The sequence below is a fragment of the Moritella sp. genome (assembly GCF_013215705.1).
Classification (GTDB): Bacteria; Pseudomonadota; Gammaproteobacteria; order Enterobacterales; family Moritellaceae; genus Moritella.
Genome location: NZ_JABSQR010000001.1, coordinates 62,975 through 80,676 on the forward strand (window position 1 = coordinate 62,975; position 17,702 = coordinate 80,676).

Below are 17,702 nucleotides of genomic sequence, written 5' to 3' on the forward strand. Positions count from 1 at the left end.
GTTAGCTATTTATGCAGTTCGTAATGTAGATACAACGCTATTATCAGTACCGAAAGAATTGGGTAAGTATAAGTCTGCTTTATGATCGTTATGCCACTCGTTACTGTTAATTAAGTAGCGGAAATGAAATTGTTTATTTTCTGGCAAACGAATTTTAGTGCGAAAGACTTTATCTTTTTTGATATATTTCATGGGTAAGGCCTGCCAATCATTAAAATCAGCAAACAACTCAACGGTATCGTCACTCATTAACGCATTATTCGTGTCGCAGGCGAATTCAAACGTGATATCGGCTTCGGCTTTGGTTTTAAAAAAATGCTTTTTTAACATTGTATCTTCCTTGTTATATGTCGTAGCTCTAATAACTTAAGCCAAATTTCGTTTACGTACCGAAATTATGAATCACCATCTAAATGGGTATTCATATATAGGTATTATTGTCGGTATTTGAGCTTGTTTAAAGTGTTTAAAAGATGCTTTGTGATCGGCGTCACGCTTGTCGTCTTTCATTCGTAATTAATGGTCTTTTATTTCGCTGGTATATTTCTTTCTATTGCATCCTTATAAAGTGGCTAAAACCTTAAGCCATTTACCTTAAAATGTAATAAAATAACAAAATATGTGTAAACAACCCCTTGTTGGTATGTTTTTTGTGTTTTTTTGTTTTAAATTACACGATTTAGCCAATCGCTTCCTTTTAAATACCACATGTCGTTATTAAATGACGTCCAGCTTCACACTTTTGATCTCCATCACATTAGCTTGTTCCTAAAATTGATCTACATCATAATTATCTCTTAAGTAATACCTCAAAATACCTACATAATAAATATATAGGAATAATTATGAGCAAAGTCAGACTGGTTATTATTGGTAACGGTATGGTTGGCCACCGTTACATTGAAGACTTAGTAGAAAAATCTGCAATTGAAGATTTTGATGTAACCGTTTTTTGTGAAGAACCCCGAGTTGCCTACGATCGTGTCCACCTCTCTTCTTATTTCTCTCACCATACTGCTGATGAATTATCATTAGTAAAAGAAGGTTTCTACGATAAGCACAATATCAATGTATTGATTGGTGAACGTGCTATTAATATTAACCGTTCACAAAAAATAATTTATTCAAACTCTGGTCGTGAAATTAAATACGATAAGTTGATTATGGCGACAGGTTCAAAACCTTGGGTGCCACCAATTAAAGGTAACGAAAGCAAAGACTGTTTTGTGTACCGTACCATTGAAGATTTAAAAACCATTGAAGCAACAGCTAAACGCAGTAAAAGCGGCGTTGTTATCGGCGGCGGTTTATTAGGACTTGAAGCTGCTGGCGCATTAAAAGCGTTAGGTGTGCAAACTCATGTAATTGAGTTCTCTCCAGTGTTAATGGCAGAACAGCTAGACCGTGAAGGCGGCGAGCAACTACGTAAGAAAATCGAAAAACTGGGCGTGCAAGTGCATACCAGTAAAAACACATTAGAAATTGTAGCTGAAGGTGAAACTGCACGTAACACCATGAAGTTTGCCGATGGTACTGAACTTGAAGTTGATTTCATCGTTTTCTCAACGGGTATTCGCCCACAAGACAAATTGGCACATCAATCGGGTCTAGCAACGGGTCGTCGTGGTGGTATCACTATCAGTGACCATTGTATCACCAGTGACAATGATATTTATGCGATTGGTGAATGTGCATCTTGGAATGAACAATTCTTTGGATTAGTTGCACCAGGTTACAAAATGGCTCAAGTTGCTGTTGACCATTTGTTAGGTAACGACAACGCATTTGAAGGCGCAGACATGAGTGCCAAGCTGAAACTGCTTGGTGTAAAAGTAGGCAGTATCGGTGATGCTAACGGACGTACGCCGGGCTGTAAGAGCTATGTATACTTGGATGAAGCAGAAGAAGTATACAAACGTATTATTGTTTCAGAAGACGGCAAGAAATTACTGGGCGCAGTATTAATCGGTGATACATCGGATTACGGTAGTCTATTACAATTTAAATTAAACAACATGGATTTACCTGAACATCCAGATAGTTTGATCTTACCTGCGCATGCGGGTGGCGATAAACCTGCGATGGGTGTTGATGCATTACCAGAGTCTGCAGTTCTGTGCTCTTGTTTTGATGTAACCAAAGGCAAAATTGCTGCTGCAGTTGCGGATGGTCATACAACAATGGCGGAAATCAAAGCGGTAACGAAGGCTGGTACGGGTTGTGGTGGTTGTGTTCCACTTATTACTCAAGTATTGAATTCAGAATTGGCTAAATCTGGCATCGAAGTGAAAAACCACTTATGTAGTCATTTTGAATATTCCCGCCAAGAGCTATTCCATCTTATTCGTATCGAAGGCATTAAAACTTTTGAAGCGCTATTAAGCAAATACGGTAAAGGTTACGGCTGTGAATTCTGTAAACCAATCGTTGCTTCAATCTTATCGTCTTGCTGGGGTGACCATGTATTAAGCCGTGACAATGTTGGCCTACAAGATACCCATGATAACTTCCTTGGTAATATGCAAAAAGACGGTACTTATTCAGTGATCCCACGTATGGCTGGTGGTGAAGTCACACCACAAGCATTAGCTGTATTAGCTGAAGTTGCTGCTGAGTATAACCTGTATACCAAGATCACTGGCGCACAGCGTATTGGTTTGTTCGGTGCCCATAAAGGTGATTTACCAACAATCTGGAAAAAACTGATTGCGGGTGGTTATGAAACGGGGCAAGCGTATGCAAAAGCACTGCGTATGGCAAAAACCTGTGTTGGTAGTACTTGGTGCCGTTTTGGTGTTCAAGACAGTGTCGGCCTCGGTGTATTACTTGAAAACCGCTATAAAGGTATTCGTACGCCACACAAAATGAAGTTTGGTGTATCCGGTTGTACCCGTGAATGTGCTGAAGCGCAGGGTAAAGATTTAGGTATTATCGCCACAGACGCTGGTTGGAATATGTATGTGTGTGGTAACGGCGGTATGAAGCCGCGTCACGCTGACTTGTTAGCATCAGATTTAGATGAAGCAACATTGCTTAAATATATCGACCGTTTCTTAATGTTCTATGTGCGCACAGCAGACAAGCTACAACGTACGTCGGTATGGATGGATAACTTAGAGGGTGGTGTTGATTATCTACGTGAAGTGGTTGTTAATGACAAACTGGGTATCAATGAACAGTTAGAAACAGACATCAATAAACTGATCACTGAGTACAGATGTGAATGGTCTGAAGTAGTCGAAAGTGAAGAACAGCAAAAACGTTTCGCTCACTTTATTAATAGCGATGAACAAGACAGCAATGTGCGCTTTGTGAGCGCCCGTGACCAACATCGTCCCGCGTCAATTGAAGAGAAAGCCGATATTTATACAATCACTGTGGAGGAACACGCATGAGTAAATGGATTAACGTTTGCCAACTAAACGATATCACCCCCAAGACTGGTGTATGCGCACTGATTAATGGTAAACAAGTTGCGATCTTTCGTCCACGTGACAACGATGAGTTGTTTGCTATCGACAATATGGATCCGTTTGCGAAATCAAATGTGCTTTCACGTGGTTTAATTTGTGAACATGACGAGCAACTGTGGGTAGCAAGCCCGTTAAAGAAACAACGCTTTAACTTAACAACGGGTCAATGTTTAGAAAATGATCTGGTATCACTCGCGACATATAAAGTACGGGTGAACAAAGATGCTGTTGAGATTAATGCTTAATTATTAAAGGAAGTCCCTTATGTATGCAGACACAATAAAAAAATGTTCAGCGAACGCTGCGCGGATCGTAAAGTTAGATAAGACTGATCCAATTAGTTTTCTTATCAGCGGTGCAATGGCGGGTGCCTATGTTGGTCTTGGTATTATTTTGATCTTCACGTTAGGTAATATGGTTGATCCATCGATTCGTCCGTTAGTGATGGGCGCTACATTCGGTATTGCCTTAACGTTAGTGATTATCGCGGGTTCTGAACTGTTTACTGGTCACACTATGTTTTTAGCGTTAGGTGCTAAAACGGGTGCCATTACTTGGGGTGATAACTTACGTATCTTACCAAAAACATGGTTATATAATCTGATTGGTTCCATCGCCGTTGCCGCGTTATTTTATTATGCTGGTGGTGGTAAATTATTAGGCAACTCAGAAAGCTTAGTGCACAAAGTGGCATTAGCGAAAACGACTGCACCAGCAATGACCTTACTGTTTAAAGGTATCTTATGTAACTGGTTAGTCTGTCTCGCAATCTGGATGTGTCAGCGTGTTGAAGGCACAGGTAAATTCATCGCTATCTGGTGGTGTCTGTTAGCATTCATCGCGTGTGGTTACGAGCATTCAATTGCTAACATGACTATCTTTGCAATGTCTTATTTCGGTGATAGCCAAGAAGCGTTCAACCTGGTTGGTGTCGGTCATAACCTATTATGGGTTTCACTCGGTAACATTATTTCTGGTACTGCATTCATGGGGCTAGGCTACTGGTACTCAACACCAAAAGCAGAACGTCCGGTAGTAAATCAAGACGCTGTAAAAGCGACAACAGTTACGGGTAAGACAGCTAAAGCATAATTTATTTATTGAATAGTTGAATCTAGCTTAATATTGATAAACGCCTCCTTAAATCAAGGGGGCGTTTTTGTTTTATTTATAAATCAAGTATTGCTATGATCTGTATCACAAATGCAACTATTTACTTATAGGTATTTATGGGTGGCGCTAAAAGCAGTAGTCGTTAACTTTTTTTGATGTTATATAATATATATTAAAGAGTTATTAAGTTTCTAGTTAATAGAGCGTAAAATAATAAATAAAGGATTAATGATGAAAAAATTAATTGGATTAGCTGCTTTTCTTTTAGCTACCTCCGCTGCTCATGCAAACGTACAACAAAATTTTGATGAAGATCTAACACCTAAATATAAAGGTTTCTATGTTGGTGTTGGTGTTGGTAATACAACATTCGATAATTATGATGATGACGACGATGCATCAGAATCCGATATAGATGGACAAACTGTAAAAATATTAGCTGGTTATCAGTTTGGTAGAGTTTTTGCACTAGAAGGGCAGTATACAAAATATAGTGATATTAAAAATGACGTTAATGATTATTCTTGGTCACCGACATCTGTTTCTTTGAGCGCTAACCTTGGTTACAGTTTTGATAATGGCCTACGTCCGTTTGGTCTTTTAGGTGTTTCTGCGTTGGACTTAGGTGAGTCATATAAAAGCTTAGAGGACGACAGTAGCGGTGCAGTACGTTATGGTTTTGGTCTTGAGTACGCACCTGTACAACTTAAGGGTTTTTCAGCGCGTGTTGGTTATGAAGTCGATTTATTCGCAATTGAATATGTAGGACCTGACTATAGCAAAACAAAAGATTATACTCTCGAATCATTCTATGTTTCAGCGTCTTATAAATTTTAATTAAATCGAATATTTAAAAATAAAAAAATCAATCGTTTACACGGTTGGTTTTTTTATATGCAGCATGCTCTCCTCTAATCCTTTAAATCATGGCTTTATCGACTTTATCTGTAATCTTGTAAGACTTCTGCTAAACTGCGCGGCATATCGTTTTTGTTGTGTTTAGTAAGGTCATTATGGGTTTTTCTGCTTTAAATCTGAATCAAAATTTAATTAATACTGTTACCAAGTTAGGCTATGAAACGCCGACACCAATTCAAGCTCAGGCTATTCCAGCAATCCTGGAAGGGCGTGACATCATGGGTGGTGCACAGACTGGTACAGGTAAAACGGCTGCGTTTGCATTACCTATAATCCATCAGTTAATGGCCCAGCAGTTAACAGCTAACGCAACAGAAGCAACGGCTAAAAAACAAATCCGTGCTTTAATATTAACGCCAACGCGTGAATTATCACAGCAAGTACACAAAAGCTTTGTGACCTATAGTGAAGACAGCGAATTAACGGCTGAACTTGTTTACGGTGGTGTTAGCATTAACCCACAAGTAAAAGCGCTGGCACAAGGTGCTGACATTTTAGTGGCAACACCAGGTCGTTTACTTGATCTATTAGATCGTGAAACGCTAACACTTGAGTTTGTTGAAAAGATTGTATTCGATGAAGCTGACCGTATGCTCGATATGGGCTTTATGGACGAAATTCGTCGTATCTTAAAACACTTACCGAAAAAACGTCAAACTATGTTGTTCTCGGCAACATTCGATGATGCGATCTTTAAACTAAGCAAGAGCTTGTTAAACGATCCATTGTTAGTCGAAGTTGATACCCGTAATGCTGCCGCAGAGCAAGTAGAGCAAATTATTTATGCGGTTGATAACGATCGTAAACGTGAATTAACGTCTTACCTAATCGGTTCTCGCAACTGGCATCAAGTACTTATTTTTACACGTACTAAGCAGGGCGCAGATAGCTTAGCAAAAGAAATGTGCAAAGATGGTATTAAGACAATCGCTGTACACGGTGACAAATCACAGGGCGCACGTGAACGTGGTCTTGAAGACTTCAAAAATGGTAAAGTTCGCGCATTAGTGGCGACAGATGTTGCTGCACGTGGTCTTGATATCGAACAGCTTAAGCATGTGATCAATTTTGAATTACCGTTTAAAGCAGAAGATTACATTCACCGTATTGGACGTACCGGTCGTGCTGGTTTATCTGGTACTGCTACGTCGTTAGTAAGCATTGGTGAAAACTGGTTGTTAGAAGAAATCGAAACACTGCTTGATACCCGTTTAGTTGCACAGTGGTTACCGGGTTATGAACCTGACCTGAGCAAGCCTGCTGATGATGGTCGTAATAGTGGCGGTAAAAGTAAAGGCAATGGCCGTACTGATGACAAACGTCGTGCTAAAAACCGTTCTTATGGTAAGAAAACTAATAATCGCGCGAAGAAAGACGTAAAACCAAGTCGTTAATTCGATTGATTACGTTTAAATAAGTGTGCTCAGATTTGTGTACTTATAAATAGATTAGTTCATATGAATGGCTAAGGTTGAGAGACCTTAGCCATTTTTGTTTGTCGCTTCTCTGCAAAACTTGCCTCGGTGATGAAATACGATTAATTTAATAACAGGACTCAACGTTACTTTATATTAAGGTCGATACATGGACTCTGTTACACAAATTGTATTAGGTGGCGCTATTGGTGCTGCTATCGGTCATAAACAACTAGGCCGAAGTGCGTTAGTTATTGGCGGTATCTTAGGCACATTGCCAGATTTAGATGTGTTTATGCCCGCGGCTGATGCTGTTGAAAGCTTCACTGAACACCGCAGTTTCTCACATTCCTTATTTGTGTTATTTCCTTTCGCATTTATCTGTTTTGCCGCACTTAAGCTTAAATTTAAAACCGATGTCATTTCTAACCAACGGCTGTTTTGGCTTTGTTGTCTAACCTTGATTACTCATCCTATTCTTGATGCATTTACCAGTTATGGTACGCAGTTATTTTGGCCGTTAGCGGGACACCCCATTTCTATCGCCTCGATATTTGTTATCGATCCGCTTTATACGATCCCATTATTAGTCGGTTGTATTTATCTGTGGCGCAGTAAAGGAAATAAAGAGAGTCAGAAGCAACGAAAGGCGAGGCGAGTTAATCATATTGGCTTAATGCTAAGTAGTGGTTATTTATTATTGAGTGTCTTGATTCAAACGCAGATGCTTAACAAAGTTGAACTGGCTTTACAGAGCAAAGGGATACCCAGTGATAAGGTGTTTATCTCACCGCTTTATCCAAGCCTTAACTGGTGGATTGCTATCGTGGTTGATGGTGATACTTATTATGATGTAGAACTGAATGTGTTGACCAACATGCTTGATATGTCGCCAAAGCAAGATTTAGGTCATGGCGTAGTCGAATTGACAACCCCCGTTTTAGCCGCACTAGACTGGTTTACCAATGGCTTTATTCGTCTAGAAGATGTAGATGGACGTTTAGTCGCCACCGACCTTAGAATGAAAACTGGCTCTGTTGGTTATGCGTTTAAATTTGCGCTGGCAGAAAAGGATACGGATGGTTGGAAGGCAATCTCGCCATTAAGATTATAATCTAAATACATTCATATTCCGTTCAGCTAGTTTGGGTATAATCCCTATCTATAGTAAACTTCTATTTATAGCTACTTTCTATCTATAGTAAGCTGATATTAATAGTAATCATTGTTCTCCTTCCTTTAACCATGAAGTAGGTATATGCGAGACTCAGACAAAAAGTTTTCCAAATTAATGAATAAAGCATCCCGCAAAGCGACCTCTCTTAAAGAAGAAGGGCTAGCGAGTATTGCTAAGCTGCAGAACCGTTACTTTTGTATTGGTATTACAGGCTTAAGTAAAAGTGGTAAATCGACGTTTATCACTAGCTTAATTAATCAATTGATGCACCATGAAAAAGCAAGCCTCGCTGGTTTTTCACCGGTATTAAGTGAACGTCTCCTTGGTGTGAAAATGCACCCGCTAGCGGATGCTGATATTCCGGTATTTCCGTATGACAAGAACTACCAAAGTCTAACGCAAGCAGAAGCCAAATGGCCTGCATCAACGACTAATATTAGCGGTTGTTTACTTGAATTAAGACTATCGCGTTCGGGACGACGTTTAAATCCGTTAAAAGCAGAGCAGTTCTCTTTGTTCCTTGAAATTCGTGATTATCCGGGTGAATGGTTACTCGATTTACCGTTACGTGAAATGAGCTTTGCACGTTGGAGCGAACAATGCCAAGCGCAGTATCAAGCATCACCACGACGGGAACTGATGGGGGAATTGTTGGATGAATTAACGCAGCTAGACCCATTGTCAGCCGTTGACCACGCTGTGTTGACATCATTGAACACCAAATTTGTGCAGTTTCTTCATGACTGTAAATACAAAAACAGCAGTTTGAGTTTGATCCAACCTGGGCGTTTTTTATTACCGGGTACGGTTGAGGATACAGAACTATTGAACTTCGTGCCTTTACTTGGCTGTCAGCAATACAGTGACGATGTGCTTAATGGTGCGGCTGACAACAGCTATTACAAGTATTGCCAGCGTAATTATCAAGGCTATGTGAAGCATTTGGTTGAACCATTTTACAAAACATTCTTTAGCCGTATTGACCGACAATTAGTGCTGGTGGATGTCGTTAATACCTTAAATTCAGGGCCTGAATATCTTGATGATATGCGCCAAGCATTAACTAGCATTACTGAGAGCTTTTCGTATGGACGTCAAAATCGATTAGTGCAATTATTTAAGCCTAAAATAGACAAGGTTGTGTTTGCCGCAACTAAAATCGATCAGGTGTTAAGTGAGGATCACGATGCGGTTCGTCAGCTATTGGGTGTCATTGTCAAACAAGCTTATAAGAGCGCGCAGCATGAAGGCGTACAACCCATTTGTGAAGCAACAGCGGCGGTTCGTTCTTCTAAAGAAATAAAGCATCAAGGCGATCGTGGTATAGCCGGACGCGGTGTGGATGGTGAACTGATTGGTTACATTCATCCAACCATACCAACGCGTATCCCGGAGGGTGATCAATGGCAGCCATTTTTAGATTGGCAAATACCCTTGTTAAATCCACCACAAGGACTGTCGTACAGTAATCAGGATGTATTACCACATATTCGAATTGATACTATTTTAAATGAATTAATAGGGGACAAATGCCTATGAGCAAGCAAGTGGGTAGCAGTACAGCACGTAATCAGGGTAAAACCATTGATATGCAAGCAGAAGAGGCTGTGGTGACGGTGAGCCGTGAAGCAAAAATATTTATGCCCGATCTCGATAATGACTTGAGTAAAGTCCCCGCATCCATTAGCGCTGAAGATGTTGTTGATGATACTTACCGCGGATTAACGCTCGAAGCATTACCAATCAAAGGGTTAAAATCGTTTGTCATCGGTATTGCGAGTATCTTTGGTGTGATGTCGTTATGGCAAATCTATACCGTATTCCAAAGCGCCTTAGCCCTGCATTGGATCGCTGCTGCTGGTTTTTCAGGATTGATTATCATTGTTGCCATGCTGGCCTTACGTAGCATGTTTAGTTTTATGGCTGACAAAGAAAATATGGCTGCGTTAGCAGGGTTACAAGATAAGGCCGAGCAATTAAAAGTGACCAATGATGTTGGTCAAGCAAAGGGATTTATCGCTAAGTTAACGCAGTTTTATAAAGGTAAACCACAAGCACCACTGCTGGCTAAAAGCATTACAACCATGCCTGATTACAGCAGTGATAAAGAAGCCATAGTCCATCTCGAACAGGTGTTTTTAGCACCATTAGATAAAGAAGCATTACGCCGTGTATCTAAACACAGCTTACAAACCGGCGTGGTGGTGGCTGCGAGTCCTTGGGCGGCAGTTGATATGCTATTAGCATTATGGCGTAGTATGAAAATGATTGACGAAGTCGGGCAGGTATACGGCATGCGCCCTTCGTTGGCCAACCGTTACAAATTATTCAAAAGCGTGCTCCGTTACTTAGCATTTATTGGTGTTACTGAGTTGGCGCTAGATGAAATGTTACAAGAATTTGGTACCACTAGCTTAGCGAGCATCACTGGCGCACGTGTCAGTCAAGGTATTGGCGCTGGTGTGTATACGGCACGTATTGGTTTGGCTGCGATTACAGCTTGTCGACCAGTTCGATTTTCGCCAGAAAACAAACCGAAATTGAAAGATTTTATAAAACGTATAATACAACGTATGAATGGTTAAAATCAGCGAATATAAATAGGTCCGTTCCCAGCCGAATACCAGTATTTTTTGAAATTAATAATCTACGCTTCGAGTAATACAGTGATGTGATGATGGGGGGGGTTGTATGGTCAAGCTGTAATCTATTCAGAGTATTTTAACACGTGACTCCGAAGAAGTGTTCCAACAAGTCTCTCACTTCTTCGAGGAGCTAAGGTCAGTTGAAGGTTTAAACATTCAACAAATTACGCAACAGATATAATAAGTGGCCGTTGTTGCCATGTGCTTTAAATTAGAATAGGTCCCATGATAATTTCAATCTGAACAATAATCTGAATTAGGTAATTATGAACAAAGCATACAAGGTTCGTATTGATAGGGTACTTAAGTATATTGAGGCTCATTTGGCTAACAAAATATCCCTTGCTGAAGTGGCTGAAGTAAGTCATTTTTCGGTATTCCACTTTCACCGTATTTTTACCGGTATTGTCGGTGAGACCGTTAATGATTATATAGCTAGGCGTAGGCTAGAGAAAGCTGTCAACTTGTTAATTTTTAAAACAGAACTACCCATTACTCAAATTGCTTTAGATAGTGGTTTTTCATCGAGCGCCAACTTTTCAAAAGCCGTTAGACTTCATTTTGGTTTTAGTCCGTCAGAAATTAGGAATCCAGATAAAGTCAAAGATAGCAAGATTGGAAAAATATCTAGCAAGTATGGAAAAGATTTTAATCCCTCGGATTTGTATCCTACTCGTATCACACATGAAGTGATGAATACATTTAACTTAGAGGATACAAATATGAAAGTTGAAGTAAGAGAATTTGATAAAAGGCGAGTATGTACTTTAGCTTCAGCAGGAGGTTATGAAGCTGAAGCCATATATAAAGCATGGGATAAATTGATAGATTGGGCTGTCGGTAACGGAATAAAACCTGAGGAGCAAAAACGATTTGCCTTTGCGTTTGATAACCCCACGGTTACCCCTGTAGATAAATGTCGTTATTCAGCTTCTATCGTAATTGGCGATGATATTCAGGTTAACTCACCATTTACCTTATCTGAAATACCAAAGGGTAAGTATGCTGTACTTTATTATAAAGGTCATCCAGAGGACGCAATTAAGGCCCAATTGAGTATCTATTCTGATTGGCTGCCTGATAGTGGATTTGAACCAGATGAGTTTCCCATGCTTGAACGTTATTTGAATGATGCAAGAGTTGATGGTTATATTGAAATGGAAATTTACGTTAAACTGAAAGATATATAATGGTATTTTCCATACTTTCTTAACCCAAACACTTAACTACTAAAGTAAATTATTCACCTTACTTTTGTCTACGAACGAGTTAGCCTGTTTAGCTAACTCGAAATTGCCCCATTTACTCATGCGAAGAATGGTCGTTGTTTCTCATATCAAATGATTTACAGGAGTGAATCGAAAATGGCGGACAGTATTACTTAGCCATTACAAGTTTATTTATGCTAACGGATAGTATCTTTAATACTTTGATAAAGGTGATAGCCTCGTGTTTTAATCATCGAGTTGGGTGCGTATTTTACAACCCAAGGGTTTAATATTGAGTTGTCACATGATATTACGCTTCGCAAATATTTCTTCTATTTCACGATAACTGAGTTTATAGGTGAGATAATCTCTGATGGATAGTGTCGCGCTGATAAATTGATACTCATGTTGTAATGCCTCTTAAAATATAAATTATCAACACTTTGATTTATATCGCTAACTTTTCGATATAACCGAAAAAATCAATTGCTAATTCTAATGTAATTGCTCATATTATGAGCATTACTATAAGATCAAAACGTAGGCTCGCTTATCGAACATATTATTTACGACTTAAACCTGATTACGGTATCCAAAGCACCAGTGGTGAGAGCCTTATACGCTCAACATATCAATCCCACACCTTTTCTCACTACCTCAATAAGTTGGGAATATGATAAATAAAATCAGCCAATACTATCTCACACCTGCGCTGATGCCTGCGTTGCAACCCGCCATCGCAAAACTCACGCTGGGCACCTTTGCTGAAGTGGTCGCTGCACTTGCAAAAATAGGCGCACTATTGTGTTTAATACAACTGATTGACGACCTCTCGAGTAAATGGGTTTTCAGTGCAATCGGCCTTTGGCTCGTTAGTGCCGCCGTTTCTTCATTAGCATCTTGGTGGGTTCATGAAGCTGAAGCCCAATTTTCCTCTCAGGTGCGCCGTCAAGTAGCTCAGCATCTAGTTAGGTTGCCAAGTAAAACCGTCGCTCGATATGGTGAAAATCAACTTCGCCGCTTGGCTTCGGAGGACATTAGTACACTGCACCATATGATTGCCCACTTACCGTCTGAATTTGTCACGTTTATGTTGGTGCCATTGGCGTCCATCCTCATCATGTTGAGCTTAGCTGGGCCAATTGCTCTTTTGGCCCTTATCCCAGGTCTTCTCGCTTCACTTTATTATCTGGTGTTTCTACCCAAGTATGCGGCTAAATATGGCGCTGAACGCATGAACATCATGGGTGAGATTGTCACTGCAGTGAATGATTACACAAGGGGCATCCGAGTCAACCGTATTTATGGTACTCAATCGGGCGCCATTGCTAATTATCGACATGCCACGCAACGCTTTACAGACGGTATCGTAAAGTGGGTGAGCAATGTTGCACTTGCTGCTGCGGTTGCTGTAGCGCTGTTACAAGCGGTCGCCACTTTAGCAATCGCTTACACGATTTCCTATCAGTTAAGCCCCGCGGCCATGGCTTCGGTTTTATTTTTTGGTCTTGCCATCGTGACACCCGTGCTAAAGTTGGGCCACGGCTTAGACTATGTGACGGCAGGTAAAAACGCCGCCAAACACATCAGCGACTTTTTACAAGAAAGCACCATCGCTTCAGGCCAAGTCAACCGAGAGAGAAAATCAGATTCGTTACATGCCGAACATATCAAGGTCGTCGCCGATCAAAATACGATCATCAACGACCTTTCTTATTCTTTTCTTCCCGGTTCTTTTACAGCCATCATGGGCCCGAGTGGCGTTGGGAAAAGCACTTTTTTACGTATCTTATCCGGATACGAACAGCCTTCATCAGGGACCGTTACCCTAGGTCATGATGATATATCAGACCTTGATGAAGTATCGCGACATAATGCCATACGCTACGTCCCTCAAAACACAGGCGTTTTGAAAACAACGGTGCGAGAGAATCTGCAATTGGCTACACCAGATGCCACCGACGATATGCTCCGCGATGCACTGAGCCGCGCCCAGTTGATTATTGATCTTGCAGCGGACGCAGCCTCTCTCTCCGGTGGGCAACAACAACGCATCTCTCTTGCTAACGTGTTCTTAAGTAACGCCAACATCATCTTACTTGACGAACCTACGAGTGCCCTCGATAAGGAGACCGCGTTGGTTGTGATGCAAAACTTGCGTGCTCTGGCTCACCAACAAGGTAAGACCATTATTGTGGTTACCCATGACTCTGACCTCGCTCAGCAAACAGATTTTACGCTGACGTTAACTCGAAACGCTGAAACACAGGACGAAGACGTATGACGAACAGCAGCACTAATTCCGTTAGCAAAGCACTTCCAGAACAGGTAAAACGTCGGCTGTACCTTGTTGGCACTGGTTGGGTACTCGTTGCCGTACTGGAAGCTGCTGCCTATACTGTTTTGGCCCTAGCCATCGTTGAACAGCAAACACCTATGTATGTTTTGGTGGCAGCGGCTGCCGCAATCTTGGCGACGGTGATCGTCACACGATCTGGCTTTTTGTCCGGAGCAAAACTTACTGGTGATCTCTATTCAGCGCTTGGTAAAGCACTTAGCCAAGCAAAGCTAGCTTGGTTTACCGAGCATCACAGAACGCAAACAACTCAACTGGCTGAGCGTGGCATTCCTGGTTTTATGAGCATACCAGCTCACCAACTGCAAACCTTCCTGCATGCGCCACTCCTACCTTTATTTTTGGTGGTTGGTATTGGTCTAGTTGGTGGTGTAACCATAGCAGCGCTGAGTGCAGTGTTACTCGCAGGCGCGTTATTCATTCAATATAAAGCGCAATTGGCACTGATCCATACCGATCGCGATCGACACAGCGCAGATGTGAATACCACCAAGTACACACTCGAACTGATCGATCACCTGGATCTACTGCGCGCGACCGCCGGTCCAAAGCGGGCGATTGAGCGAATTGAAGCAAGTTGGACTAAGCAAGAACAAATTCACAAAAGCATCAACCGTGCGGCATCTAAAACCACATTTGTATCGACGCTCGCGACAATTTTACCGCTGGCTGGTATGGCGAGTTACTTGGTTGTCTCTGGTACAACAGAGCCACTATTGATTTTATCGCTTTTGATATTAATCACTAGAGCAGCAGCGCCGTTGGGCGAGTTAGCATTGGCTGGGTTTGCGATTAATGATGTGCGCGCGGCGATTAAAGACTATATTCATTTAACCACGGTACCAAGCTTGCCAGAGCCTAAACCAGAAAATGCTCAGCAGCCCAATCATCACGAACTGCAGTTGCATAATGTTGGCTGCTCAGGCATTTTTATTGGTGCAAACGCAGAAGTTATAGAAGGCGCGAAAGTTGTGATTAATGGACCAAGTGGCGGTGGTAAGAGTACCCTGTTAGGTTTGCTGATGCGATTTGATGACCCTACACAAGGTCGAATTACCCTGGGTGGTGTCGATATAAAACAAATCCGTTACGCTGTGCTCACTCAATATTTTTCTTACGTTGCACAAGATCCTATTGTTTTCACTGGGACTTTGGCAGACAACATCCGCTTAGGTAAACCGGATGCGAGCGATGAAGAAATCGAGCAATGTGCAAGGCATGCTCAGTTAAGTGAGGTGATAGATCGATCTGAATTAGGCATTCATCAACTTGTCGGGCAAAAAGGTGAGGCGTTATCTGGTGGCGAGAGGCAAAGATTGGCCATAGCGCGCGCTCTAATCAAGCAAGCACCTATACTGATTTTTGACGAAGCCACTTCGGCACTTGATGATGCTACCGAGATACTTATCGCAGAACATATTCATTCGCTAAAAGCGACGGTAATTGTGGTAACACACAGGGAACCAAGTATCTGGCAACCTACAATGGAATTTAATATACAAAACCAAACTGTCACCCATCAGTTACACAGTACTAAGCCCAACCCGAGCAAGACGATGGCAGCGGAACCAGCATAGTAACGATGTGTTGGTCACAAGAGCTAGCACTTGTGACCATACTTAATAGCCTCGCTCATTCGAGGCTATTTTTGTTTGTGGGTTGTGTCGAAAATTTTGGCGGGGCACAAGCGTACTGATTTTCAGATACAGTTAGGCTGCGAAGTTTCCAATACAAAACCTTATCTGAATAACTATAAATAGAAGAAGTGTATAACAAAGTTCTGTCCAGCAGTGGATTAGTGCAATAGCGTTAAGCCGAACTTGCCCCATTTTGTTATGGATAATTCTGCTGATTAATCACAACTACTGTGAGTACATTTAGGCATAATTTGGATTTACAAAGATAGCAAAAATATATGATTTAACATGCCAAAATATCTAGTTTATCAATTGTTGATAATTACTAAACAATTGATTTTTTAAATGGTAATTTCATATTGGCAATGTTTACATGGGTCTCTATAAATACTGTTCTTGTTTTATCCGTGTTTTATTTGATTTTGAATCACTATTCATCAATATCTATTTGTAATTTATAGTAAATTTGATATTGTTGATAATTATTAAATTGAAATGGAATTCGCCTTATACAGAATTCTGTATAGTAAACTGTTATAAGACTCAGGAGGAGTTGTGCAATTATCAGGTCAAAGAATAAAACTATCACCATTCGATGAAACGGATAAGAGTCTTTTTATTGAAATATCAATGTGTCCCAAAATGATGGAGCATGTTTATGAAGCCTTCACATATGAAGACGCTGCAGCGGCGTTCGCAGTTAAATCACAGCCTTGGACTATTGAAAGTGACGGATGGCTGTCATTAGGCATATCTGAAACCGCAACCGGTGAAAAAATAGGGAATATAGGACTTAAAATTGTTAACCATGAAGCCAAAATTGCTGTGGTTGGTTATATGATTAAGCAGGGCGCTCAAGGAAAGGGGTTTGGAAGTGAGGCATTGAACTTGCTTAAAGACTATGCGCTCAATGGATTGGAACTTAACAAGCTAACAGCTACATGTTCAGTTCATAATATGGGTTCATTTAAACTACTCGAAAAACTTGGCTTTGTTCGTGAGGGCCGTTTACAGAAAAACTCTTTAATTAGTAACAAGTATGTAGATGATTATATCTATGGTTTGTGTAAGTAGTGTTTAACAAGCTGCTGAATTCAGACTCACCAAGGCTGTCATGCCATTTGCTGAGCAAATCGCCCGCCAGCACTCGGCTCACTTATTAGCAGGGCGTTATGCATAGGGAATGCGATGGACCTGCTTAATATTTCAGATGATGATATAGACTTTAACTCATCTAAGTGGTTGCTTGAATATGCGCGTATCGTTGGATGCGATCGCTTTAGTGTTGATATTGAAGTGAAAGAAATGGATTTCGCTGTTGAATACCAGAAAAAACTATTGAGTAACCTAGAACCATACTACTTGGGTTCAGAGGATGCCAAAATTGTCGTAATGTATAATTATGAGTCAGATGTGCGTCATCAAAAAATGTGGTCTCTCAACCATGACAGTATTTCGATTATATTGCGTTTTATGGGGCGCCATTTATTAGATGATATGATTGCGGGCAATGAAGGTATTTCTGGTTGGCGATTTTATAAAGGTAAGGAAATATTGGCATGCGCTGTTCACGGCTTTGATTACTTTTATTTTATTGATCCACCTGCAACATTGATAAATATTTTGGGTCCAAAAGCAGTAGTTGGAAAGCAACTATAATAAGAATAGGTGTCGCGCAGCCGACACCTTATTCGAGTGTTGGACAAGCCCAAGCCCTTCTTTATATAGTAAATTACGAGTTTGATCTTGGTGGGTACGTT

Annotated in this window: 14 protein-coding genes and 1 pseudogene; 13 read left to right on the plus strand and 2 right to left on the minus strand. The window is 40.9% G+C overall.

From position 1 onward, the window contains the following. Positions 1-9: 9 nt before the first annotated feature. On the minus strand, positions 10-330 hold the full coding sequence (locus HRT96_RS00280) for an isoamylase early set domain-containing protein (RefSeq protein ID WP_293150555.1): 321 nt from the start codon (positions 328-330) through the stop codon (positions 10-12). 515 nt (positions 331-845) lie between these two features. On the opposite strand from HRT96_RS00280, the gene nirB reads away from it, so the two are divergent. The 9 genes from nirB (at position 846) to HRT96_RS00325 (ending at position 11,931) form a co-directional block, all read left to right on the plus strand. Beyond that, complete coding sequence (gene nirB / locus HRT96_RS00285; RefSeq protein ID WP_293150558.1) at positions 846-3,395, plus strand: nitrite reductase large subunit NirB; 2,550 nt, start codon at positions 846-848, stop codon at positions 3,393-3,395. Beyond that, positions 3,392-3,718, plus strand: coding sequence for a nitrite reductase small subunit NirD (nirD, locus tag HRT96_RS00290; protein ID WP_293150560.1), 327 nt, complete (start codon positions 3,392-3,394; stop codon positions 3,716-3,718). Before nirB ends, nirD begins: the two co-directional genes overlap by 4 nt. Positions 3,719-3,737: 19 nt before the next feature. Continuing rightward, a complete protein-coding gene (gene nirC, locus HRT96_RS00295) occupies positions 3,738-4,565 on the plus strand; it encodes a nitrite transporter NirC (RefSeq protein ID WP_293137263.1) in 828 nt (275 codons plus the stop codon). Positions 4,566-4,817: 252 nt separating this feature from the next. Continuing rightward, positions 4,818-5,423, plus strand: a complete 606-nt coding sequence (locus tag HRT96_RS00300) for a porin family protein (RefSeq protein WP_293150563.1) — start codon at positions 4,818-4,820, stop codon at positions 5,421-5,423. Between the two features lie 176 nt (positions 5,424-5,599). Next, positions 5,600-6,898, plus strand: a complete 1,299-nt coding sequence (locus HRT96_RS00305) for a DEAD/DEAH box helicase (RefSeq protein ID WP_293150566.1) — start codon at positions 5,600-5,602, stop codon at positions 6,896-6,898. A 190-nt stretch (positions 6,899-7,088) separates the two neighbouring features. After that, a complete protein-coding gene (locus HRT96_RS00310) occupies positions 7,089-8,033 on the plus strand; it encodes a metal-dependent hydrolase (RefSeq protein WP_293150569.1) in 945 nt (314 codons plus the stop codon). A gap of 177 nt (positions 8,034-8,210) precedes the next feature. Beyond that, positions 8,211-9,635, plus strand: coding sequence for a YcjX family protein (locus HRT96_RS00315; protein ID WP_293150572.1), 1,425 nt, complete (start codon positions 8,211-8,213; stop codon positions 9,633-9,635). Next, positions 9,632-10,681 (plus strand): TIGR01620 family protein, encoded by a 1,050-nt coding sequence (locus HRT96_RS00320; RefSeq protein WP_293150575.1) that lies wholly within the window; start codon positions 9,632-9,634, stop codon positions 10,679-10,681. Before HRT96_RS00315 ends, HRT96_RS00320 begins: the two co-directional genes overlap by 4 nt. A 326-nt stretch (positions 10,682-11,007) precedes the next feature. After that, on the plus strand, positions 11,008-11,931 hold the full coding sequence (locus tag HRT96_RS00325) for a GyrI-like domain-containing protein (protein ID WP_293150578.1): 924 nt from the start codon (positions 11,008-11,010) through the stop codon (positions 11,929-11,931). A gap of 278 nt (positions 11,932-12,209) precedes the next feature. Here the strand turns inward: HRT96_RS00325 and HRT96_RS00330 are convergent. Next, a pseudogene (locus HRT96_RS00330) lies at positions 12,210-12,356 on the minus strand (IS6 family transposase); the annotation flags it as partial. Positions 12,357-12,622: 266 nt separating this feature from the next. Between HRT96_RS00330 and HRT96_RS00335 the strand changes: the two are divergent. The 4 genes from HRT96_RS00335 to HRT96_RS00350 all read left to right on the plus strand — a co-directional run bounded on the left by HRT96_RS00335 (position 12,623) and on the right by HRT96_RS00350 (position 17,601). Further along, positions 12,623-14,233 (plus strand): ABC transporter ATP-binding protein, encoded by a 1,611-nt coding sequence (locus HRT96_RS00335; protein WP_293150581.1) that lies wholly within the window; start codon positions 12,623-12,625, stop codon positions 14,231-14,233. After that, a complete protein-coding gene (locus HRT96_RS00340; RefSeq protein WP_293150584.1) occupies positions 14,230-15,882 on the plus strand; it encodes an ABC transporter ATP-binding protein in 1,653 nt (550 codons plus the stop codon). The genes HRT96_RS00335 and HRT96_RS00340 overlap by 4 nt, the downstream gene beginning before the upstream one ends. Positions 15,883-16,497: 615 nt before the next feature. Continuing rightward, positions 16,498-17,016 carry a GNAT family protein gene (locus tag HRT96_RS00345; protein ID WP_293150587.1) on the plus strand — a complete coding sequence of 173 codons (519 nt, stop codon included), beginning with the start codon at positions 16,498-16,500 and terminating at the stop codon, positions 17,014-17,016. Positions 17,017-17,130: 114 nt separating this feature from the next. Next, the gene (locus HRT96_RS00350; RefSeq protein ID WP_293150590.1) at positions 17,131-17,601 is read left to right on the plus strand and encodes a hypothetical protein; all 471 of its coding nucleotides are present in this window, start codon (positions 17,131-17,133) and stop codon (positions 17,599-17,601) included. The last annotated feature ends 101 nt before the right edge of the window (positions 17,602-17,702 follow it).